This is a genomic window from Geothrix oryzisoli, from assembly GCF_022808865.1.
In the GTDB taxonomy this organism is placed as follows: domain Bacteria; phylum Acidobacteriota; class Holophagae; order Holophagales; family Holophagaceae; genus Geothrix; species Geothrix oryzisoli.
On sequence record NZ_JAKZLB010000002.1, the window covers coordinates 574,613 to 594,654 of the forward strand.

16 protein-coding genes are annotated in these 20,042 nt (G+C 66.9%); 12 read left to right on the forward strand and 4 right to left on the reverse strand.

Features of this window, described 5'->3' with window-relative positions; translation table 11 throughout:
* Nucleotide 1 precedes the first annotated feature (1 nt).
* The 4 genes from argS (at nucleotide 2) to MLE43_RS07360 (ending at nucleotide 7,722) form a co-directional block, all read left to right on the forward strand.
* Nucleotides 2–1,801: an arginine--tRNA ligase gene (argS, locus tag MLE43_RS07345; protein WP_243302909.1), complete on the forward strand. Its 1,800-nt coding sequence runs from the start codon at nucleotides 2–4 to the stop codon at nucleotides 1,799–1,801.
* A 31-nt stretch (nucleotides 1,802–1,832) separates the two neighbouring features.
* Complete coding sequence (locus MLE43_RS07350) at nucleotides 1,833–3,443, forward strand: CTP synthase (protein ID WP_243302911.1); 1,611 nt, start codon at nucleotides 1,833–1,835, stop codon at nucleotides 3,441–3,443.
* 265 nt (nucleotides 3,444–3,708) lie between these two features.
* Nucleotides 3,709–4,986, forward strand: a complete 1,278-nt coding sequence (locus tag MLE43_RS07355; RefSeq protein WP_243302913.1) for an ATP citrate lyase citrate-binding domain-containing protein — start codon at nucleotides 3,709–3,711, stop codon at nucleotides 4,984–4,986.
* A gap of 9 nt (nucleotides 4,987–4,995) precedes the next feature.
* Nucleotides 4,996–7,722, forward strand: coding sequence for a citrate/2-methylcitrate synthase (locus MLE43_RS07360; RefSeq protein WP_243302915.1), 2,727 nt, complete (start codon nucleotides 4,996–4,998; stop codon nucleotides 7,720–7,722).
* 66 nt (nucleotides 7,723–7,788) lie between these two features.
* Here the strand turns inward: MLE43_RS07360 and MLE43_RS07365 are convergent, their stop codons facing one another.
* A complete protein-coding gene (locus MLE43_RS07365) occupies nucleotides 7,789–9,099 on the reverse strand; it encodes a citrate (Si)-synthase (protein ID WP_243302917.1) in 1,311 nt (436 codons plus the stop codon).
* A 210-nt stretch (nucleotides 9,100–9,309) separates the two neighbouring features.
* Between MLE43_RS07365 and MLE43_RS07370 the strand changes: the two genes are divergently transcribed.
* Genes MLE43_RS07370 through MLE43_RS07380 form a run of 3 tightly spaced genes read left to right on the forward strand, consistent with a single transcriptional unit; the run spans nucleotide 9,310 to nucleotide 12,981 of the window.
* Nucleotides 9,310–10,248, forward strand: coding sequence for a DUF3187 family protein (locus MLE43_RS07370; protein WP_243302919.1), 939 nt, complete (start codon nucleotides 9,310–9,312; stop codon nucleotides 10,246–10,248).
* Nucleotides 10,249–10,285: 37 nt separating this feature from the next.
* Nucleotides 10,286–11,800, forward strand: a complete 1,515-nt coding sequence (gene lysS, locus MLE43_RS07375; protein WP_243302920.1) for a lysine--tRNA ligase — start codon at nucleotides 10,286–10,288, stop codon at nucleotides 11,798–11,800.
* A 53-nt stretch (nucleotides 11,801–11,853) separates the two neighbouring features.
* Entirely contained in the window at nucleotides 11,854–12,981 is a 1,128-nt protein-coding gene (locus MLE43_RS07380; protein ID WP_243302922.1) for a DegT/DnrJ/EryC1/StrS family aminotransferase, read from the forward strand.
* 16 nt (nucleotides 12,982–12,997) lie between these two features.
* Here MLE43_RS07380 and MLE43_RS07385 read toward each other — a convergent pair whose 3' ends face one another.
* On the reverse strand, nucleotides 12,998–13,381 hold the full coding sequence (locus tag MLE43_RS07385; protein WP_243302923.1) for a PilZ domain-containing protein: 384 nt from the start codon (nucleotides 13,379–13,381) through the stop codon (nucleotides 12,998–13,000).
* Nucleotides 13,382–13,595: 214 nt separating this feature from the next.
* On the opposite strand from MLE43_RS07385, the gene rplI reads away from it, so the two are divergent.
* The 3 genes from rplI to MLE43_RS07400 all read left to right on the forward strand — a co-directional run bounded on the left by rplI (nucleotide 13,596) and on the right by MLE43_RS07400 (nucleotide 15,501).
* On the forward strand, nucleotides 13,596–14,045 hold the full coding sequence (gene rplI / locus MLE43_RS07390) for a 50S ribosomal protein L9 (protein WP_243302925.1): 450 nt from the start codon (nucleotides 13,596–13,598) through the stop codon (nucleotides 14,043–14,045).
* 108 nt (nucleotides 14,046–14,153) lie between these two features.
* Nucleotides 14,154–14,453 (forward strand): HU family DNA-binding protein, encoded by a 300-nt coding sequence (locus tag MLE43_RS07395; RefSeq protein WP_243302928.1) that lies wholly within the window; start codon nucleotides 14,154–14,156, stop codon nucleotides 14,451–14,453.
* A 421-nt stretch (nucleotides 14,454–14,874) separates the two neighbouring features.
* Nucleotides 14,875–15,501: a YqiA/YcfP family alpha/beta fold hydrolase gene (locus tag MLE43_RS07400; RefSeq protein ID WP_243302930.1), complete on the forward strand. Its 627-nt coding sequence runs from the start codon at nucleotides 14,875–14,877 to the stop codon at nucleotides 15,499–15,501.
* A 1-nt stretch (nucleotide 15,502) separates the two neighbouring features.
* On the opposite strand, the gene MLE43_RS07405 is transcribed toward MLE43_RS07400, so the two are convergent.
* A complete protein-coding gene (locus MLE43_RS07405; protein WP_243302931.1) occupies nucleotides 15,503–16,414 on the reverse strand; it encodes a LysR family transcriptional regulator in 912 nt (303 codons plus the stop codon).
* 83 nt (nucleotides 16,415–16,497) lie between these two features.
* On the opposite strand from MLE43_RS07405, the gene amaB reads away from it, so the two are divergent.
* Nucleotides 16,498–18,012 carry an L-piperidine-6-carboxylate dehydrogenase gene (gene amaB, locus MLE43_RS07410; protein WP_243302933.1) on the forward strand — a complete coding sequence of 505 codons (1,515 nt, stop codon included), beginning with the start codon at nucleotides 16,498–16,500 and terminating at the stop codon, nucleotides 18,010–18,012.
* 56 nt (nucleotides 18,013–18,068) lie between these two features.
* On the forward strand, nucleotides 18,069–19,829 hold the full coding sequence (locus tag MLE43_RS07415; protein WP_243302935.1) for a sensor histidine kinase: 1,761 nt from the start codon (nucleotides 18,069–18,071) through the stop codon (nucleotides 19,827–19,829).
* Here MLE43_RS07415 and thiS read toward each other — a convergent pair.
* On the reverse strand, nucleotides 19,816–20,013 hold the full coding sequence (thiS, locus tag MLE43_RS07420; protein ID WP_243302937.1) for a sulfur carrier protein ThiS: 198 nt from the start codon (nucleotides 20,011–20,013) through the stop codon (nucleotides 19,816–19,818). The two genes, MLE43_RS07415 and thiS, sit on opposite strands and share 14 nt — an antisense overlap.
* Between the last annotated feature and the right edge of the window lie 29 nt (nucleotides 20,014–20,042).

A 20,042-nucleotide genomic window follows, 5' to 3' on the forward strand; every position in this document is an offset into this window, starting at 1 on the left:
GATGGATGCTTTGCGACACACCTTCGAACAGCGGCTGGCGGCGGCCCTTCCCGGCGTGGAGATCGCGCTGGAGCGGCCGAAGTCCGGCGAGCTGGGGGACCTGGCCTTCCCCTGTTTCCGCGCCGCCAAGCAGGTGGGGAAGAACCCGGTGCAGCTGTCGCAGGAGCTGGCGGCCGCCATCGCCATCGAAGGCGCCACGCTCGTGGCCGCGGGGCCGTATCTGAACCTGAAGCTGGCGCCGGACACCCGCGCCAGGGCCGTGCTGGGGGCCATCCTCGAGGCGCCGGCGGCCCGGCCCTACGGCTCCCGCGCCGCCAACGGCAAGAAGGTCATCGTCGAGTACAGCTCGCCCAACATCGCGAAGCTCTTCACCATCGGACACCTGCGCTCCACCATGATCGGCCACACCCTGGCCCAGGCCCATCAGTTCCTCGGCTATGAGGTGATCCGCCTCAACCACCTGGGCGACTGGGGCACGCAGTTCGGCACGCTGCTGGCCGCCTACACCCGCTGGGCCCAGGCCGAGAACGCGGACCTGGAGCAGGACTTCGACTGGGCCGAGCCCGCGCCGGAGAAGCGCCGCACGCCGCTGTTCCGCCTCTTCCAGCTCTACGTGCGCTTCCACGCCGAGGAGGAGGGCGACCCGGCCATGCGCGACGAGGCCCGCGGCTGGTTCCGGCGCCTGGAGGAGGGCGACGCCGAGGCCCGCCGTCTCTGGAGCTGGTTCCGGAAGATCTCCCTGCGCGAGTTCCAGCGCATCTACGACCGCCTGGGCGTGAGCTTCGACACGCTGGAGCAGGGCGAGGCCTTCTACGAAAACCAGCTCGTTCCGACCATGCAGCGGCTGGAGGACGCGGGCCTGCTGGTGGAGGGCAACCACGGCGCCCGCATCGTGGACCTCGAGGATGTGGGCATCAGCACGCCCTGCCTGGTGCAGAAGGCGGACGGCACCAGCATCTACGCCACCCGCGATCTGGCGGCGGCCCTGTACCGCAAGCAGGCCTATGACTTCGACCGCTGCCTCTACGTGGTGGGCACGGACCAGGTGCTGCACTTCCAGCAGATCTTCGCGGTGCTCGACAAGCTGGATCCCTGGTTCAAGGGCCGCATGCTGCACACGCCCTTCGGCATGGTGAAGCTGCCCGAAGGGAAGATGAGCACCCGCAAGGGCAACGTCATCTTCCTGGAGGATGTGCTGGACGAGGCCCGGGAGCGCGTGGCTGCCATCATCGCGGAGAAGAACCCCGACCTGAAGGACAAGGACGCGGTGGCCGAGATGCTGGGCATGGGCGCGGTGGTGTTCTTCGACGCCATGAACGACCGCGTGAAGCCCATCACGTTCACCTGGGACCGCGTCATCGCCCTCGACGGCGACACGGGCCCCTACGTGCAGTATGCCCACGCCCGCATCATGAGCGTCCTGCGCAAGGCCGGTGGCGACTGGGCGGGCCGGGCCCAGGCGGGCGAAGCCAACGGACCCTTCCTCTCCTTCACGGATCTGGCCCTGCCCGCCGCGTTCGAGGGCTTGGCCGCGCCCGAAGCCCAGGCCCTGCTCTTCGAGCTGGCGGGCCTGCCCGGCGCCATCGCCGCCGTGGCGGACGGGTGCATGGCCACCCCCTTGGCGCGCCAGCTGGTGGCCCTGGCCCGTTCCTTCAGCGGCTACTACACCAACTGCCCCATCCTGGCCCCGGAGAACACGCCGGAGGTGCGCGAGGCCCGCCTCGCCCTCTGCGTCGCCACCGCCCGCGCCCTCCGCCAGGGTCTCCACCTCATGGGCATCCAGGCCCCGGAGGAGATGTGACCACCCCCCATTCCCGATTCCAGGAGCTCCCATGACCAAGTATGTGTTCGTCACCGGTGGTGTGCTGTCGAGCCTGGGCAAGGGGATCGCGGCGGCTTCGCTTGGCGCGCTGCTGGAGGCCCGGGGGCTGAAGGTCACGCTCATGAAGATGGATCCCTACCTCAACGTGGATCCGGGCACCATGTCGCCCTTCCAGCACGGCGAGGTCTTCGTCACGGACGACGGCGCGGAGACGGACCTGGACCTGGGCCACTACGAGCGCTTCACCTCGGTGCCCACCACGCAGAACCACACCATCACCACGGGCCGCATCTACAACACGGTGATCCAGAAGGAGCGCCGCGGCGACTACCTGGGCAAGACGGTGCAGGTGATTCCGCACATCACCGACGAGATCAAGGCCGTGATGAAGAAGGTCGCCAAGGACATGGACGTGGTGATCGTGGAGATCGGCGGGACGGTGGGCGACATCGAGAGCCAGCCGTTCCTGGAGGCCATCCGCCAGTTCAAGCTGGAGGCGGGTCTGGACTCCCAGATGAAGGCCAACGCCCTCAACATGCATCTCACCTACGTCCCCTTCATCAAGGCGGCGGGCGAACTGAAATCCAAGCCCACCCAGCACAGCGTGAAGGAACTGCGGGCCCTGGGCATCCAGCCGGATGTGCTGCTCTGCCGCGCGGAGCAGGACATCCCCCGCGACCTGAAGGACAAGATCGCCCTGTTCTGCTCGGTGACGCCCGACGCGGTGTTCAGCTGCCGGGACGCGCACTCCATCTATGAAGTGCCGCTGAACCTGCATCTGGAAGGCCTGGATACGAAGGCCGCGGCCCTGCTGGGCCTGGGCGAGAAGGAACCGGACCTCAGCGCCTGGCAGAACCTCCTTCAGCGCATCCGCAACCCCAAGGGCAACGTGCGCATTGGAGTGGTGGGCAAGTACGTGGAGTTCAAGGAGAGCTACAAGAGCCTCATCGAGGCCCTGCACCATGCGGGCTACGGCCTGGAGACCCACGTGGATCTCAAGTGGATCGAGGCCGAGGACCTGGAGAACCAGGACCCGGCCGCGTTCCTCCAGGACTGCCACGGCATCCTGGTGCCCGGCGGCTTCGGCGTGCGAGGCACCCGCGGCATGATCAAGTCCATCCAGTACGCCCGCGAGCACAAGATCCCGTTCTTCGGCATCTGCCTCGGCATGCAGATGGCTTCCGTGGAGTTCGCCCGCAACGTGGCGGGCCTCGAAGGCGCCGATTCGACCGAGTTCGACGACGCGCCCAAGCACCGCGTCATCTTCAAGCTGCGCGAGCTGGTGGACGTGGAGGAGCTGGGCGGGACCATGCGGCTGGGCGCCTATCCCTGCCGCCTCGCCCCGGACAGCCAGGCCGCGAAGGCCTACGGCGGCACCGAGATCAGCGAGCGCCACCGGCACCGCTACGAGTTCAACCACGAGTACCGGAAGGCCCTGGAGGACAAGGGCCTGCGGTTCACCGGCATGAGCCCCGACGGCGTGTTCGTGGAGATCGTGGAACTGAAGGACCACCCCTACTTCCTGGCCTGCCAGTTCCACCCCGAGTTCAAGAGCCGCCCCCTGAGCCCGCACCCCCTGTTCACCGCCTTCGTGAAGGCGAGCGCCGGCAACCGCGGCTGACCTTCAAGGAAACCGGGACGCTTGTCGCGACAGAGGACCATCCTCTGTCGCGACGGCGTTTGCAAGGAATCTGAAAGGTTGGCGGTGGTCCAATGGGTCTGCCGCGAAGATTATCGATGGGTAATCTAACGAGGTATTGAAATCTACCTACAAGTAATCTTTGATGAATCGTCAAAGGTGATCTTGATATCATTTATCTGGACCCGGTGCTCTCCAGACGGACCCGGCGCTCCAGTTCATTGCCAGAGTCGACCGAGGAGGGACCATGCAACTGTCGGGCTTGCGCTACGGCTCCAAGCTTTTGCAACTGGTTGAATTTCCCGTGGCGGATTTCATCGATGGGTCGGCTACCAACCCGGAGATCCAGCAGTTCCTCGAGAAGCACAGGAAGCTGGTGGTGAAGCCCGCTTTCAACGGCGGCGTCGGCAAGAAGGGGAAGGCCGGACTGGTGCGCGTCGTGAGCACGCTCCAGGAGGCCTTGCAGGCGAAGCGGGAGCTCTTTTTCGCCCAGCACACCTACGGCAACAAGCTGGTCACGGCCAACGGCGTGACCATGGAGGCCTTTGTCCCGTCCGATCTGGAGGTGTACTTCAGCATCATGAGCTCCAGCGAACACCGGGGCCCGGTGTTCACCATCACGCCCTGGGGCGGGGTGGACATCGAGGCCCTGCCGGCCGACAAGAAGCGGGTGGTGGAGATCGATCCCTTCATCGGGATCAACGCCTTCGAGATCACCAACGCCCTCACGGATACCGGCTGTCCCGAACCCTTCATCTCGGCCCTGGTCCAGCACCTCCCGAAGCTGTGGGAGCTCTATGACGGCTACGGCCTGACCACCATCGAGCTGAACCCCATCCGGGTCATGCGGAAGGGGAACCAGCTGCTTCCCGTCGCCTGCGACGTGAAGGCCAGCTTCGACCAGGACAACCCGGCCTGGAAGCGCATCGGGCTGCCGGATGCCCTCTTCCAGACGGAGACGACGGCCTTCGAGGCTGACATCAACGAGCTGCGGACCTATCAGGGGCAGAGCGACGTGCTGGAGATGAATCCCCACGGGAGCATCATCCCCTTCATGTTCGGCGGCGGCGCCAACAGTGCCGGCACGGAGACCCTCGGCGAGGCGGCCATCTTCTCGTCGGACTTCGGCGGCAACCCGCCCTACGAAAAGATCTACGAGATCAGCCGCATCACCTTCGAGCACTGGTACGACCAGGCCAGCATGCTGCTGCTCATCGGCGGCAAGGCGAACAACACGGATATCTACGTGACCTTCAAGGGCGTGTTCGACGCCCTGAGGGACCACGTGGCGAAGGCCGGGTGGAAGCCGCTGTATGTGGTGATCGGGCGGGGCGGACCGAACGTCGTGAAGGGGATGTTCTACGCCAAGGACATCCTCGACCGCCTGCGCCTCCCCTACAAGGTGTTCGGCCACGACACCTCCATGATCCTCACGCTGGAATACGCGAAGCGGGTCGATGCCTGGTGGCGCGCGGAGGGCGCCAACGCCTACCGGAAACAGATCGAAACGCAGGTCCGGGCCTAGGAGGGTGCCATGCGACGGTTGAAGACGAAGCCTTTCCCCTACTACGTGGGCCTTCATTCCCTCGAAGAGCTCGTGACCCGGGAGCACCGGGTCTGCGTGATGAACATCCTGGGCAGCGAGAGCCGCAAGGTCACGCCGGTCTCCCACGAGTACAGCGGCGGCAACGTGGTGGCCGGCGTGCAGTACGGGCGCCGCGGCAGCCTCGAGACGAAGCTCGGCGCCATCCCCGTCTACCGCAGCATCCGCGAGGTCATGGAGAAGGGGATCACCTTCGACATGGGCGTGGTCTACATTCCGCCGCTCGGCGTGTGCAAGGCCGTCTCGGAGCTGGTGACCCACAACGAGGCCCTCAAGCGCATCGTCATCGTCACGGAGAAGGTGCCGGCGCGCGACTCGCGGAACATCCGGGCCCTCTGCCAGGAGGCGGGCGTGGATGTCATCGGCGCCAACTGCCTCGGCATGGCCAACGCCTGGGACCAGGTGCGCATCGGCGGGAGCCTGGGGGGAGACCACCCTGAGGAGACGCTGGTGAAGGGTTCCATCGCCATCCACTCCAATTCCGGCAACTTCACCACCACCATGGCGGAGTATCTGCGCACGGCGGGCTTCGGCATCAGCACGGCGGTCTCCAGCGGCAAGGACGTCTACATCCACTTCGCCCTGCCCGAGTTCCTGTATGCCGCCCAGAACGACCCGCGCACCAAGGCCGTGGTCGTCTATGTGGAACCCGGCGGCTACTACGAGAAGATGGCCCTGGACTGGATCCGCGACCGCGCCTTCGGCTTCACCAAGCCGATCATCGCCTGCGTCACCGGCCGCTGGAAGAAGAACATCACCAGGGCCTGCGGCCACGCCGGAGCGCTGTCGGGCAGCGGGGACGACGCCGAAAGCAAGGAGCGCTGGTTCGACGAGTACTTCGGGGTCGAGGTCTTCGATCCGAGCACCTGCAAGGTCAGCAAGCGGGGGGTGCGCGTCTCCAGCATCCAGTACATCCCGGACGCGGTGAAGGCGGTCTTCGAGAAGATCGACGAGAAGCCGGATTTCCCGTCGACGGGGGACCTGTCGCTCAAGCTCTGGCTGGGCGACACAATGGTGAAGCTGCCGCCCTTCCTCGAGCTGCCCATCGTCCAGGCGCCCGCACCCTACGACCAGCAGATCGTGGAGGTGAACAAGCAGGTGGGGGCCCACTACCTCCGGCAGAACATGGCCTGCAAGTCAGGGGCGTCCAGGATGAGTCCCGAGACCCAGGTGGCCGAGCTGCACGGGATGACCGTGCTGGAGCTGTCCCGGCGCACCCTCGAGGAGAACCTGTACTTCGCGCTGGCCAAGGTGATGCCGGAGAAGGCGGACATCCCCACGCTGAACCTGATCCTGAACCTGTTCATGAAGATCGATGAGCGGCGCATGGAGCTCATCGACGTGGGCCGGGCGAACGGCTGCACGCCCAACGCCTACCTGGCCTCCCAGATCGCATTGGTGGGAGACAAGGATCTGCTGGCGAAATCGCGGGAGCATGCGCGATTCATCATCGACCTCATCCGGGAGTTCGGCCTGGATGAGCACACGAAGGCCTTTCCGCCCGAACTGGACGCCTTCGTCGAAACGCACCTCCTGCGGGCGGAGCCCTCCCGCAAGACGGACATCTCGGAGCTCCTCCTCAAGGAGGTGAAGCGCTCGAAGAAGTCCTGCGTGGCCCTGAAGGTCTGCCAGCACATCATCGACCTGGCGGAAAAGCGGGGACTGGAGATCCGGGACGCCTACGAGTTCCTGCTGTCCACCATCGCAGTCTGCGTGCTCTGGAACCCGATGCTGGAGAAGCGCATCACCCGCCAGCTCGTCGAGGACTCGGTCACCTATTTCTACCTCATGTCGCGCATCGTGGCCTATTCGGTGGTGGCCCGGGAGCACAACCCGCACTGGAAGAAGCTGGTGGACCAGAAGCTGTCGAACCTCAACCACAGCTTCACGGAGAACGCCTTCAAGGTCCTGTTCAGCCGGGTGCCCAATCCATCGGAGCTCGTCGAGTTCCAGACGCTGCTGGGGCTCACCATCACCAACGGCCCCGGAACGCTGTCGGCGAAGGGGGCCAAGGAAAGCGTCAGCGCCCGGAACGACATCTCCATGGCCTTCGTGGGCTTCCTGGCCAACACGGGGCGCGCCCACGGCGGGAACGGCTATGAGGCCATCGAGTTCCTCGTCGAGCAGTTCAAGGATGTGGCGCTACCCGATCCAGGCGATCCCGGCCACGGCCTGGATCTCAAGCAGATGGCGAACCGGGCGGCGAAGGCCTACAGGGCCTACAAGAAGCAGGCCGTGGAAGTGGAGGATGGGCATGTCAAACCCATCCCCTGCATCAACCATCCCATCTTCCGCGGCAACAAGATCAACGTGGATCCGCGGGAGCAGTTCGTGGCCGGGGTGATGGCGGAGAAGGGCGTCTACAACGCTTTCTGGGAGTTCTACCACTTGCTGGTCCACGAACTCTACGACGAGGGTGCCACGAAGAGCGTCTTCTGCGTGAACGTGGATGCGGTGCTCGCGGTCATCACCCTGAAGCTGGTGTGGAAGGACCTTCAGGCCGGGCGGATCACCCTGCGTCAGGTCCAGGAGCTGGCCTTCACGCTCTTCCTCTTCGGCCGGACCCTGGGCGTCAGCGCAGAGATCGCCGACCACCGGGACCGCGGCCTGGACATGGACTGCCGTACGCCTGAGCGGGACCTGGCCTTCGTCCTTTGATGGTTCCTGGGCAGAAAAGGGGCGGGCCAGCTGGCCCGCCCCTTTTCTGGTGAACGAAAGATCGGCCTACTTGCTTCCGCCCTTGGCGGCCCAATCCTCGAGCATGGCCGTGGTGACGGACTTCGGGCGTTCGAGCGCGTAACCCAGGGCGCGGTCCCAGGTGATGTTGGCCAGCACGCCGATGGCGCGGCCCACGCCGAAGAGCACGGTGTAGAAGTCGTACTCGGTGAGGCCGTAGTACCACTGGATGACACCGCTCTGGGCATCCACGTTGGGCCAGGGGTTCTTGGTCTTCCCCTGCTCGGTGAGCACGCCCGGGGCCACGTGGTAGATCATGTTGACCAGCTTGAAGAGCGGATCGTTGGGCAGATGCTTGAGGCAGAACTCCATCTGCGCGGTGTAGCGGGGGTCGGTCTTGCGCAGCACGGCGTGACCGTAGCCGGGGATGACGTGGCCGCTGTTCAGCGTGTCCCAGAGGGCGGCCTTGACGTTCTCCTCGGTGGGCTCGGCGCCGTTGAGCTTCTTCTGGAAGTCCATGATCCACTGCAGCACTTCCTGGTTGGCCAGACCGTGGAGGGGGCCCGCGAGGCCATTGAGGCCGGCGCTGAAGGCGTAGTAGGCGTCGGACAGCGCGGAGGCCACCAGGTGGGTGGTGTGGGCGCTGACGTTGCCGCTCTCGTGGTCGCTGTGCAGGATGAAATACATGCGGGCCACGTCGTCATAGGGCTTGGCGATGCCCATCATGTGGGCGAAGTTGGCTCCCATGTCGAGGCTGTAGTCAGGGGCGATGATGTCGCCGTTCTTGTACTTGTAGCGGTAGATGAAGGCGGCGATCTCCGGCAGCTTGGCCAGCAGATCGCAGGCATCCTCGTAGGTGGTGTCCCAGTAGTCGTTCTTCTTCAGGCTGTGGTAGGCCTTGTTGAACTTGCTCTCCTTCTGCATGGCGAGCACGGCGGTGGAGAGCATCACCATGGGGTGGCTGTCCTTGGGCAGGGTCTTCAGCACGTCGAAGACATAGCCCGGAACCTTGGCGCGGGACTTGAAGTCCAGGCGGATCTCGTCGGCCTCTTCGGCCGTGGGGATCTCGCCGGTGAGCATGAAGAACCAGAAGGACTCCACGGTGGGGTACTCGGCGCCGGGCAGCTTGGGCAGGGCGGCGAAGGTCTCGGGGATGAGCTTGCCGCGGAACCGGATGCCCTCCTGGGAGTCCAGGTAGGAGATGTCAGTGACGAGACACTTGATGTCCCGGGCGCCGCCGATGCACTGGTCGATGGTCACCTCGTCGATGACCACCTTGCCGAACTCTTTCAGGAGCCGGGTGGTTCGAGGGCGATGTTCCTCAATCTTCTGTTGAAGACGGGTTTTGAGGCGTGTCATGGCTGGCTCCATGAAATGGGGAAGGGTGGATGGGGTGGCTTAGGAAGGAACAGGGGTCCGATCATCATACGGGCATCATCTATCGATGCGATGCCTTTCATTCTGTTTGATGACCACGTGGGAATTAATCGATCTGACCATGACCCATAATCCAGAGTATGGATGGAGCTGATAGGAGTTGCCGTGACCTGCGTCAATCTGAAGGTATTGATGATCGCAATGGTGGCCGTGGGCCTCGTGGCGCAGGAGACGCCCCGGCCCAACCGTCTTGCCTGGTTTGAGGGCTTCCCCGAGCCCCTCCCGGAAGGCGTCACGGAGCTGGCGCTGGAGGCCACCAGCCAGATGCTGCGCCCCGATCTGGAGCACAGCGCCGATGGCCGCACCTGGGCCCGCCTGGACGGCGAGGAATGGCAGCTGACCTGGGACTGGGCCGTGAAGGCCGGCTCCTCGCGGTTCAACCTCCGGACCCGGGTCGCCTCCCGGTCCGGGGGCATCGCCGATCAGGCCATCTGGAACTGGCATCAGCTGTTCAACATGCCTCAGGGCGGCCGGGAGGATGCGCCCAAGAACCGGCTGGTCTACCACCTGGAGCGGGATGGTCATGTCATCGGCGACCTGACGCGACCCGGCGTGGCGCTCATGGACCTGGACGTGGCCTGGGTGAGGCCGTTCGGTACCGCGGACGCCGGCGGTCGCCTCGGGGCCTCGATCCAGTTGCCCACGGGCCGGCAGTCCGACTTCTCCGGCGATGGCGGCACGGACGGGCTGGTGGGGGCCGCAGGCTGGAAACGGTATGGCCGCTTCAAGGTCTTCGGCCAGGCCGAGCGCGTGATGCTGGGCCTGCCCCGGAACAGTCCCCTGCGGGAGGTCATGGATCGGACCTCCTTCAACCGCGCCTGGGGCTCCGTGGCCTGGTTGGGCCAGGGGCCGGGGCTCCTGGGCGGGCTGGGCCTGGAGATCAGCGTGGGCTACACCGGCAGCCCCTACCGCACGGGCCTCGCGCGCCTGGACCGGGCGGGCTGGCAGCAGCACTGGACCCTGCGCCACACGCGGCTGCCCCGCTGGCGGTTCGGCGTCAGCGAGGAGGCGGGGACCTTCACCGCGCCGGATATCACGGCCTATGTCGCCTACCGCTTCGGAGATCGCTGATCGTTCGGTAAACTAGATGGTTCGTGCCGGAGTTCCCATGCAACCCAACCAGTACCGCGACATCCGCCTCGAGAAGCTCGAGAAGCTCAAGGCCCTCGGACTGGACGTCTGGCCCCGGAAGGCGCTCCGCACCCACGGCATCGCCCAGCTGGCGGCGGCCTATGCGGACGCCGAGGCCTGGCCCAACGAGAAGCTGGAAGCCCTGGGCCTCACGGTGTCGGTCATGGGCCGCGTGCTCACCATCCGCGAGATGGGCAAGAGCGTCTTCGCCCATCTCACGGAGAATGGCGAGAGGATCCAGGCCTTCTTCCGCATGAACGACGTGGCCGAGCCCGGCTGGGACGTGCTCAAGCTCCTGGACATGGGTGATTTCATCAGCATCACGGGCCCGCTCATGCGCACCAAGACCGGCGAGCTGAGCGTGCGGGTGAAGGACGTGCAGTTCCTCTCCAAGGCCATCCTCCCGCTGCCGGAGAAGTGGCACGGCCTCCAGGACAAGGAGCAGCGCTACCGCCAGCGGTACCTCGATCTCATCTCCAACGGCGACGTGCTGAAGACCTTCCAGACCCGCTCGCGCATCGTGAGCGCGGTGCGGCGCTACATGGAAGGCCAGGGCTATCTGGAGGTGGAGACGCCCATGATGCAGCCCATCCCCGGCGGCGCCACGGCCCGGCCGTTCATCACGCACCACAATGCCCTGGACATGGCCCTCTACCTCCGCATCGCGCCGGAGCTGTACCTGAAGCGGCTCATCGTGGGCGGTTTCGAGAAGGTGTTCGAGATCAACCGCAACTTCCGGAACGAGGGCCTCAGCGTCCGCCACAACCCCGAATTCACCATGATGGAGATGTACGAGGCCGGCAGCGACCTCCGCGACATGATGGCCCTCACGGAGAACCTCCTCAGCACGGTGGCCCGCGAGGTCATGGGCTCCGAGCAGCTGCCCTGGGGCGAGCAGATGATCTCGTACGCCGCGCCCTTCCGCCGCCTCACCATGAAGGATGCCATCGCCCAGTACGGCGGCATCGATCGTCACCAGCTGGAGGATGGCGACAGCGTGCGCACCCTGGCCAAGGCCGTCCACATCGACGACGCCGACACCAAGACGGTGGGGACCCTCCTGGGCGATCTCTTCGAGCACCATGCCGAAAAGCAGCTCATCCAGCCCACCTTCATCACGGACTATCCCATCGAGCTGTCGCCGCTGACCAAGACGCTGGAAGGCGACGACCGCTTCGTGGACCGTTTCGAACTGTTCATCGGCGGCATGGAGCTGGCCAACGCCTACTCGGAGCTGAACGATCCCATCGACCAGATGGGCCGCTTCCAGGCCCAGATGGACGAGCGCGAGGCCGGCAACGACGAGGCCATGCTGCTGGACATGGACTTCGTCACCAGCCTGGAGCACGGGCTGCCCCCCACCGGCGGCGAAGGCATCGGCATCGACCGCCTGGTCATGTTGCTGACCAACAGCGCCAGCATCCGCGACGTCATCCTGTTCCCGCTCATGCGGCCGACGAAGCCCAGCGAGGCTCCCGAAGAGTCGATGTGACGGATACGCACACGCCCCGCTGCCATACTTGAAAACCCTGATTGGAGGCTCCCATGGCCGTCCCGATGCTTGAGCTCGCCCCGCAGAATGCCGCCGTGAAGGCCAAGGTGCTGGAGGGGCTCTCGGGCCTCATCGACCGGTCCGCGTTCATCCTGGGCGAGAACGTGAAGGGTCTGGAGGCCGAGATCTCCGCCTACGCGGGTGCCGCCCACGCCGTCGCCATGTCGAGCGGCACGGACGCCCTGCTGGCGGCCCTGATGGGCCTGGGCATCGGCCATGGCGACGAGGTGATCGTCCCCAGCTTCACCTTCTTCGCCTCCGCGGGGGTGGTCTCGCGCCTGGGCGCGAAGCCCGTCTTCATCGACCTCGACCCGGCCACCTTCAACGCCACCGGGGCCCTGGTGGAGGCCGCCATCACCCCCCGCACCAAGGCCATCATGCCCGTGCACCTCTTCGGCCAGCTGGCGGACATGCCCGGCATCATGGCCGTGGCGGCGAAGCACGGCATCCCCGTGGTGGAGGACGCCTGTCAGAGCCTGGGTGCCAAGGGCTGGGGCAAGTCCGCCGGCCAGTTCGGCGACCTGACGGCCTACAGCTTCTACCCCACCAAGAACCTCGGCGCCTTCGGCGATGCCGGCATGACCGCCATCCGCGGCGATGCGGCCCTGGCGGCCCGGGTGCGCCGCATCCGCGTCCATGGCATGGAGCCCGTCTACATGCACCACGAGGTGGGCATGAACGGGCGCATGGACGAGTTCCAGGCCCTGGTGCTGCGCGCCAAGCTGCCCATGCTGGATGGCTGGCACGAGGGCCGCCGGAAGCACGCCGCCTGGTACCTGGAGCGCATGAAGGGCCTGACCGCCGAGGAGGCCGTGCTGCCCCGCGAGGTGGTGCCCGACGGCCGCCACATCTACAACCAGTTCACCATCCGCGTGAAGGGCGGCAGGCGCGATGCGCTGCAGGCCCACCTGAAGGAGCGGGGCATCGGCAGTGCCATCTACTACCCCATCTGCCTCCACGAGCAGCCCTGCTTCGCCTCCCTGGGCTACAAGACCGGCCAGCTCCCCGAGTCCGAGCTTGCGGCCAAGGAAGTGCTCAGCCTGCCCGTCTACCCTGAAATGACCGGGGCCATGCTGGAGGAAGTGGCCAAGGCGATCCTGGGCTTCTTCGGGAAGCAGTAGCCCCCCTCGGCTTCGATCAGGCGTCCGTCCGTCCGGCCGCCGCGGCCGCGTCCACCCAGGCTTCCAGCGCCTGGCGGGTGGGGGCGTCCACTGAGAGAAACTGCAGGCCCATGCCCACCTGGTCCGTGGCCTCGCCGCCGAAGGCGTAGCCCAGGACATAGGTCACGGCCGCGCGGATGGAACCCCTGGGCAGGTCCGGATGGAGGAACACCAGGTCGTCCAGGGTCACCCCCGGCAGGAAGAAACGGGCCGTGCGGGCTCCCACCAGGGCGAAGCACCCGCCCACGCTCAGGTTCATGATGCGGACCTCCCGGAAGTCGTGTCCTTGGAGGGTGAAGGAGATGGCGAACTCCGGTCCGGTGACGATGCGGGTGTCCCGTGGGTTGGCGTGGTGGTTCATGGCTGGAGCGCCTCCGGTCGGAAATCCCTGCTTGGGTATCGGACGGACCGTGGATAAACTGGATTTTCTGATCGGCCTGAACCCACCGGGGGACAGGGCGGGTTCCCGGGAATCCGGCCCTGACGGCGCAGGACGCCGTCTCACCCAAGCGGAGACAACGCGAGTTCCACAGCGCTGGCCGAACCTTCAACCCATTCATCCTCCTGGAGTTCCCATGGAAATCCTCCTCATCGAGAACGTGCCCAGCCTCGGCGCCCGTGGCGACGTCGTGAACGTCAAGGACGGCTACGCCCGCAACTTCCTCCTGCCCCGCAAGATGGCCCTGCCCGTCACCGCCGGCAACAAGCGCCAGATCGAACTCGAGAAGATCCGCGCCGAGAAGCTCCGCGCCAAGGAACTGGCCGATGCCAAGAGCCTGGCCGAGAAGCTCGAGGCCATCAGTCTCGCCGTGGCCAAGAAGGCCGGCGAGAACGGCCACCTCTTCGGGTCCGTCACCAACGCCGACGTGGCCGAGCTCTTCAAGGGCAAGGGGTTCACCCTGGACCGCCGCGAGATCACCGTGCCCCACATCAAGGATGCCGGCACCTACGTCGTGGACGTGCGCCTCTACAGCGGTGTGCACGCCAAGGTCAACCTCGAAGTCACCGCCACCGCGGCCGAGTAGGCTCGCCCGAATCCATCCCCCCACCTGGCCGGCTCCTCGCGGAGGCGCTGGTCCTGCCGGGATTCCGCGCCGCCGGATCCCGCCCACCCCATCCCAAGGAGTCCATCCATGGCGAAGACCACTGCCAAGCCTGAAACCCTCGGCATCGCCGAGCTCGCAGCCACCCTGGCGGAGGCCCAGGACCTGTCCAAGGCCCGTGCCAAGTCCATCCTCGACGGCGTCCGCGACCACATCGTGGAGACCCTGCTCTCCGGCCAGCGCGTCAACCTCTTCGGTCTCGGCACCTTCGAAGTGCGCGCCACCAAGGAGAAGATGGGCCGCAACCCCAAGACCGGCGAGAGCATCCAGATCCCCGCCGGCCGGAAAGTCGTCTTCAAGACGGCCAAGGGACTCAAGGACCAGATGTAACCACCGGAAGAGAACGGTGCAGAAGGCCGCCGAAAGGCGGCCTTCGTCGTGTTGGAGAGACGACTTTCCGGCCGTGGAAAGGCGTCTTCACCATCCGACCGAAGGGCAGCGAAGGGAGGATAGGGCCGCATCGGCGCAGCCGATGGCGGGGGCGAAGCCCCGAGGGCCGGAGGCCCGAGCCAGGACGGCCAAGGGACTCAAGGACCAGATGTAACCGACCGCCGGGTGACGGAGAATGCGCCAGTGGCGCGTTCGGAGTCGGGACCCGGCGAGGAGGTTATGCCACAGATGAAGAAGGCCGCCGGAAGGCGGCCTTCTTCATTCGGGAAGATCCTCTTCTGCTGCCAGCCAAGCTGGCAGCCTGACGCCAGACCGCATCGCGGATTGGCGCAGAATCCCGACCTTGGCCCATGATCGAGTCATGGACCTGATCTACCTCCACGGCTTCTCCTCCGCGCCCGGCGGGAACAAGGGGTGCTTCACGCGTGCCTGGGCGGAGGCGCGCGGGATCGCCTTCCATGCGCCGGACCTGAACCTGCCCACCTTCGAGGGCCTCACGATCACGGACCAGGTCGAGGCCGTGGAGGCCCTGGTGCGCGGCCTGCCCGGGCCGCCGGTCCTGGTGGGCAGTTCCCTCGGCGGGTTCATCGCCACCGCCGTGGCCCACCGGGGGAGCCGGGTGAAGGCCATGCTCCTGCTGGCTCCGGCCATCCACTTCGCGGGGCGTCGCATGACGCATCCGGCCTGGGCTGCCTACCGCGAGCGCGGGGAGATGGAGGTCTTCCACCATGGCGCGGGGCGGGCGCTGCGGCTGGGGCCGGACCTGCTCCGGGACCTGCCGAACTGGCTGGGGGACGACACCTGGCGCCTGGCCGTGCCCACCGTGATCCTCCATGGCCGTGCCGACGAGTCCGTTCCACTGGCCGAGAGCGAAGCCTACGCGGCCCGGAACCCGGAGGCGATCCTCCATGTCCTCGACGATGATCACGGGCTGCTGGCCCCGGCCTCCCTCGCCCGCTTGGAGGCCGAGCTGGACGCGGCGCGGTGAATCAGGAGCCGAACTCCGCCGGGCTGAGCGACTGCAGGTACCGCGTGAGCAGCTTCTGCTTCTCCTGCGCGGCCTTCACCTTCTTCTGGTAGATGGAGAAGCGGTCCTCGGTGGGGCGGATGGACGGGAAGAGGGCCACGAGGTCACCCCGCTCCAGCTCCTCCAGCACGCTGTAGCGGGGCACCAGCAGGGCGCCCATGCCCTCGGCGGCGGCGTGGATCATGGCGCGGACGTGGTTCACGGCGATGAAGCGGTCCAGGTGGGGCTGGTCCCGGTCCGGCACGGCCACAAGGAAGCGGTTCCACCAGGCACCCGCCTTGTCCAGGGACAGGACGGGGCAGCGCGAGAGGTCGGCTGGCACGCGCAGTCGGTGGGCCTTGCGGAAGGCGGGCGCACAGGCCACCACGTAGGTCTCGCGGAAGAGGGGTGCCTTCTTCAGGACGGGCAGGGGGTGCTCCACGCAGTCGATGACGAGGTCGAGGTCGTCCCGCAGCAAGGGGGCCAGCAGGTCCTGGCTGAGGGTGAAGTCGATCTCCAAGTCGGGGTTCGCGGCCAGGAAGGGCTGCATGTGGCGCATGAGGATGCTGCTGCCGAACTCGACCGTGGCCCCCACCCGGAGGCGGCCCCGGGCCTGGGTCTGGTGGCGCTTGAGGTCCTCGGCGGCGGCGTCGAGGGTGGTGAAGGCCTGCTCGCAGGCCTGATAGAGGCGCCGGCCCTCTTCGGTCAGGTCCAGCCCCCGGCTCCGGCGATCCAGCAGGAGGACGCCGGCCAGGTCCTCCAGCTTGGCCATGGCGTGGCTGACGGCGGACTGGGTGCGGCCCAGGCGCCGGGCGCAGGCGGTGAAGCTGCCCACCTGGGCGAGGGTGTAGAAGGTCCGCAGCTGAGGGAGGTCAAGGAGGGCGTCCATAGCCATGAATTATATTCATGTCTCATGTGAATCGAATGAATTTTATAATTGAAACAAAAAAAGATACAAATGAATCCGGGAGGTGGGCCATGGAGAAAGTCCTGACATTGCTGGGCATTTCGGAGGTGAACCCGGGCGGGTTCGCGGGCGCGTGGCTGGGCAGCGGGAAGGCCCAGAAGGTCGTCTCCCCGATCGACGGCGAGGCCCTGGCCACGGTCACCAATGTCACTCCGCAGGAGTTCGAAGCGATCCTCGCGAAGAGCCACGCGGCCTTCGCCTCCTGGAAGCTGGTGCCCGCCCCCAAGCGCGGCGAGGTGGTGAAGGCGCTCGGCGACGAGCTGCGCCGGAACAAGGCCGCACTGGCCGAGCTGGTCACGCTGGAGATGGGCAAGACCCTGCGCGAGGGCCTGGGCGAGGTCCAGGAGATGATCGACATCTGCGACTTCGCCGTGGGCCTGTCCCGCCAGCTCTATGGCCTGACCATGCCCAGCGAGCGGCGCCTGCACCGGCTCCAGGAGCAGTGGCACCCCCTCGGCGTGGTGGGCGTCATCACGGCCTTCAACTTCCCCGTGGCCGTGTGGAGCTGGAATACCGCCCTGGCCCTGGTCTGCGGCGACACGGTGCTGTGGAAGCCCTCCTCCAAGACGCCCCTGACGGCCCTCGCCTGCACGAAGATCGCCGAGAAGGTGCTGCGCGACCTCGGCTACGACCCCGCCATCTGCAGCCTGGCCATCGGCAAGGGCAGCGAGATCGGCGATCTCATCAACACCGATCCGCGCGTGGCCCTGGTGTCGTACACGGGCTCGGTCCCGGGCGGCCGCCACGTCGGCAAGCTGGTGCAGGAGCGGTTCGGCCGCCACATCCTGGAGCTGGGCGGCAACGGCGCCGTGATCGCGAGCGACAAGGGCGACCTCGACATCGCCCTGCGCTCCATCTACTTCGGCGCCATCGGCACCTCGGGCCAGCGCTGCACCTCCACGCGCCGCGTCATCGTGCACGAGTCCATCTACGGCACTTTCCGGGACCGCCTGCTGGAGCTCTACAAGAAGACGCCCATCGGCGATCCCCGGAAGGGCGAGATGCTCATGGGGCCCCTGGTGGACGCCGGAGCCGTGGCCACCATGCTGGCCGCCATCGAGACGGTGAAAGCCCAGGGCGGGACGATCCTCGTCGGCGGCGAGCCGCTGCCGAACGCCGGCGGCTGCTACATCACGCCCTGCATCGCCGAAGTGTCCGGCAACCTGCCCATCGTGCAGGAGGAGACCTTCGCGCCGGTGCTCTACCTCATGCCCTACCGCACCATCGAGGAGGCCATCGCCCTCCAGAACGGCGTGCCCCAGGGCCTCTCCAGCGCCATCATCACCAACGATCTGGGCGAGAGCGAGCTGTTCCTCTCGGCGGCCGGCAGTGATTGCGGCCTGGCCAACGTCAACACGGGCACCAGCGGCGCGGAGATCGGCGGCGCGTTCGGTGGTGAAAAAGAGACCGGTGGCGGCCGCGAGAGCGGTTCCGACGCCTGGAAGGCCTACATGCGCCGCCAGACCAGCGCCATCAACTTCAGCGGTCAGGTGGAACTGGCCCAGGGCATCACGCTGGAACTCTGAGCGGTCCGGGGAAGGGGAGGATCCGCTAAGCTTTGGGGACCCACCCGTGAGGCCTCTTGTCTGGGCAACGCCTTCCCGCCCTCCGTCGGAGCGATCCGTCGGTCCAGTTCCTGCCGATGACCGCCCGGGCGGTCCTGGTGGGGGTCTGGGTCGCCGCAGCGCTGCTCCACAGGTTCCTGCCCGGGGACCAGCGTCCCCTGGCCTGGCCCCTGAGCTACGCCGCGCTGGAGCTCCTTGCCGCCGCCAGCCTGGGCTACCGCGCATGGCGGTCCCCCGGGGCGGGCCGCCTGGCCTGGTGGCTGCTGGCGATCTCGGCCACGCTGGAAATCCCGAACCTGATGATCGGCCTGCTCCTGAGCCGGGGTTGGACCGCGCCCTGGGCCGAGGGGCTGCCGAGCCTGCTGGGGCTGGGGACCGGGGTCCTGGTGCTGGCGGGGGTCCTGAGTTTTCCCCGTGCCCAGGAGCCCCGCGGGGTGCTCGGGCGGCGGGTCCAGGATGGCCTCATCTTCGCGGTGTCGGTCCTCTTCCTGCTCTGGGTGCTGGGCCTCCAGGGCAGCCTCCACCTCACGATCAGGGGCATGGGGCTGCGGGTCTTCGTGGCCTACCTCAATGCGGCCCTGCTGGGGGGCGGTGTGGTCTTCATGACGTCGTACGACCCGGGCCGGATCCGGGGGCCGCTCGGATGGCTGGGCGCCTCGGCCCTGGCCTGGCTGGCCGCCCTGTCCGCCTGGGCCCTGGCCGGCCTGCCCCCGGTGGTGGCCACCCAGGGATGGATCGTCCTGGCCGGGGCCATCCCGCTCTTCCAGGGACTGGCGGCCTGGTCCCCCCGTCCGGTGGAGGAGGTCCTGGCCGGTCCTGGATCCGAGCGGAGGGCCGTGGTCCTGCTGCCCTACCTTCCGGTCGCCGTCGCCATCGGCGTCCTGGCAGTGCTGCTCCTCTCCGCCCCCGGCAGCGTGACCCGGGGCGCGTTCTCGATCTTCCTCGTCATGGTGGCGCTCCTCCTGTTGCGGCAGTTCCAGTCCATCCAGGACCTTCTGGCGGCCCGGCGGACCCTGGAGGACCGCGTCCGGCAGCGGACCCGGGCCCTGGAGCAGGCGCAGGACACGCTGCTGAGGACGGAGCGGATGAACACGGTCGCCCTCATGGGCGCAGGCCTGGCCCATGACCTCAACAACCTGCTCTGCGCGATGAAGAGCTCGGCCGAGTTGGCGACCCTGCGGCTCGACGAGGGCGAGGTGCCGGGACGGGAAGATCTTCGCCGCATCGGCGTGGCGGCGGATCGGGCCGCGCACTTGACCGGCCGCCTGATGGGATTTGCCCGGCGGGAGGAAGAGGGCCTCTCCTTCCTGGATCTGGGCACGGCCGTGAAGGAGATGGAGGCGACCCTGCGACTGCTCCTTCCCCAGACCGTGGAGCTCCGCATCGAGGCGGCTCCGGGGGCGGGGCTGACCGTCCAGAGCTCCCGCCTCCGGGTGGAGCAGATGGTGGTGAACCTCGTGGCCAACGCCCGGGACGCCATGCCGGAGGGCGGCATCCTCCGGGTGCGGACCGGGGTGGGGGATTCGGAGCAGCCCATGGCGCTGCTGGAAGTGGCCGATACGGGAGTCGGCATGACCCCCGAGATCCAGGCGCGGATCTTCGACCCCTTCTTCACCACCAAGGCCCCCGGCCATGGGACGGGCCTGGGTCTGTCCTCCCTGAAGGCCCTGGTGGAGGAGGGTGGTGGCCAGCTGGAGGTTCGGAGCGCGCCCGGGCGCGGCTCCCGATTCAGGATCCTCCTGCCCCTGCTCCCGGTCGCGGGGGTCAGCCCCCGCTGATGAGGTGGATGACCTTCACCACCGCGCCATCGGGGACAGTGGTGGTGTCGTACTCCTTCTTCGGCACCAGCGTCTCGTTCACGTGGATGACGAGCATGGGGAAGCGGTAGTTCCGGGCGCGGAGGATGTCCCGGACCGTCATGCCCTCGTGCCACGCGAGCGGTTCCTCGTTGACCAGGATCATGCGCGTTTCCCACCTTTGCTGTTCAAAAA

Bases quoted from the DNA above. Each gene is read 5' to 3' on its own strand.
- argS (WP_243302909.1), top strand. From the start codon at position 2: ATGGATGCTTTGCGACACACCTTCGAACAGCGGCTGGCGGCGGCCCTT.
- MLE43_RS07350 (WP_243302911.1), top strand. From the start codon at position 1,833: ATGACCAAGTATGTGTTCGTCACCGGTGGTGTGCTGTCGAGCCTGGGC.
- MLE43_RS07355 (WP_243302913.1), top strand. From the start codon at position 3,709: ATGCAACTGTCGGGCTTGCGCTACGGCTCCAAGCTTTTGCAACTGGTT.
- MLE43_RS07360 (WP_243302915.1), top strand. From the start codon at position 4,996: ATGCGACGGTTGAAGACGAAGCCTTTCCCCTACTACGTGGGCCTTCAT.
- MLE43_RS07365 (WP_243302917.1), bottom strand. From the start codon at position 9,099: ATGACACGCCTCAAAACCCGTCTTCAACAGAAGATTGAGGAACATCGC.
- MLE43_RS07370 (WP_243302919.1), top strand. From the start codon at position 9,310: ATGATCGCAATGGTGGCCGTGGGCCTCGTGGCGCAGGAGACGCCCCGG.
- lysS (WP_243302920.1), top strand. From the start codon at position 10,286: ATGCAACCCAACCAGTACCGCGACATCCGCCTCGAGAAGCTCGAGAAG.
- MLE43_RS07380 (WP_243302922.1), top strand. From the start codon at position 11,854: ATGGCCGTCCCGATGCTTGAGCTCGCCCCGCAGAATGCCGCCGTGAAG.
- MLE43_RS07385 (WP_243302923.1), bottom strand. From the start codon at position 13,381: ATGAACCACCACGCCAACCCACGGGACACCCGCATCGTCACCGGACCG.
- rplI (WP_243302925.1), top strand. From the start codon at position 13,596: ATGGAAATCCTCCTCATCGAGAACGTGCCCAGCCTCGGCGCCCGTGGC.
- MLE43_RS07395 (WP_243302928.1), top strand. From the start codon at position 14,154: ATGGCGAAGACCACTGCCAAGCCTGAAACCCTCGGCATCGCCGAGCTC.
- MLE43_RS07400 (WP_243302930.1), top strand. From the start codon at position 14,875: ATGGACCTGATCTACCTCCACGGCTTCTCCTCCGCGCCCGGCGGGAAC.
- MLE43_RS07405 (WP_243302931.1), bottom strand. From the start codon at position 16,414: ATGGCTATGGACGCCCTCCTTGACCTCCCTCAGCTGCGGACCTTCTAC.
- amaB (WP_243302933.1), top strand. From the start codon at position 16,498: ATGGAGAAAGTCCTGACATTGCTGGGCATTTCGGAGGTGAACCCGGGC.
- thiS (WP_243302937.1), bottom strand. From the start codon at position 20,013: ATGATCCTGGTCAACGAGGAACCGCTCGCGTGGCACGAGGGCATGACG.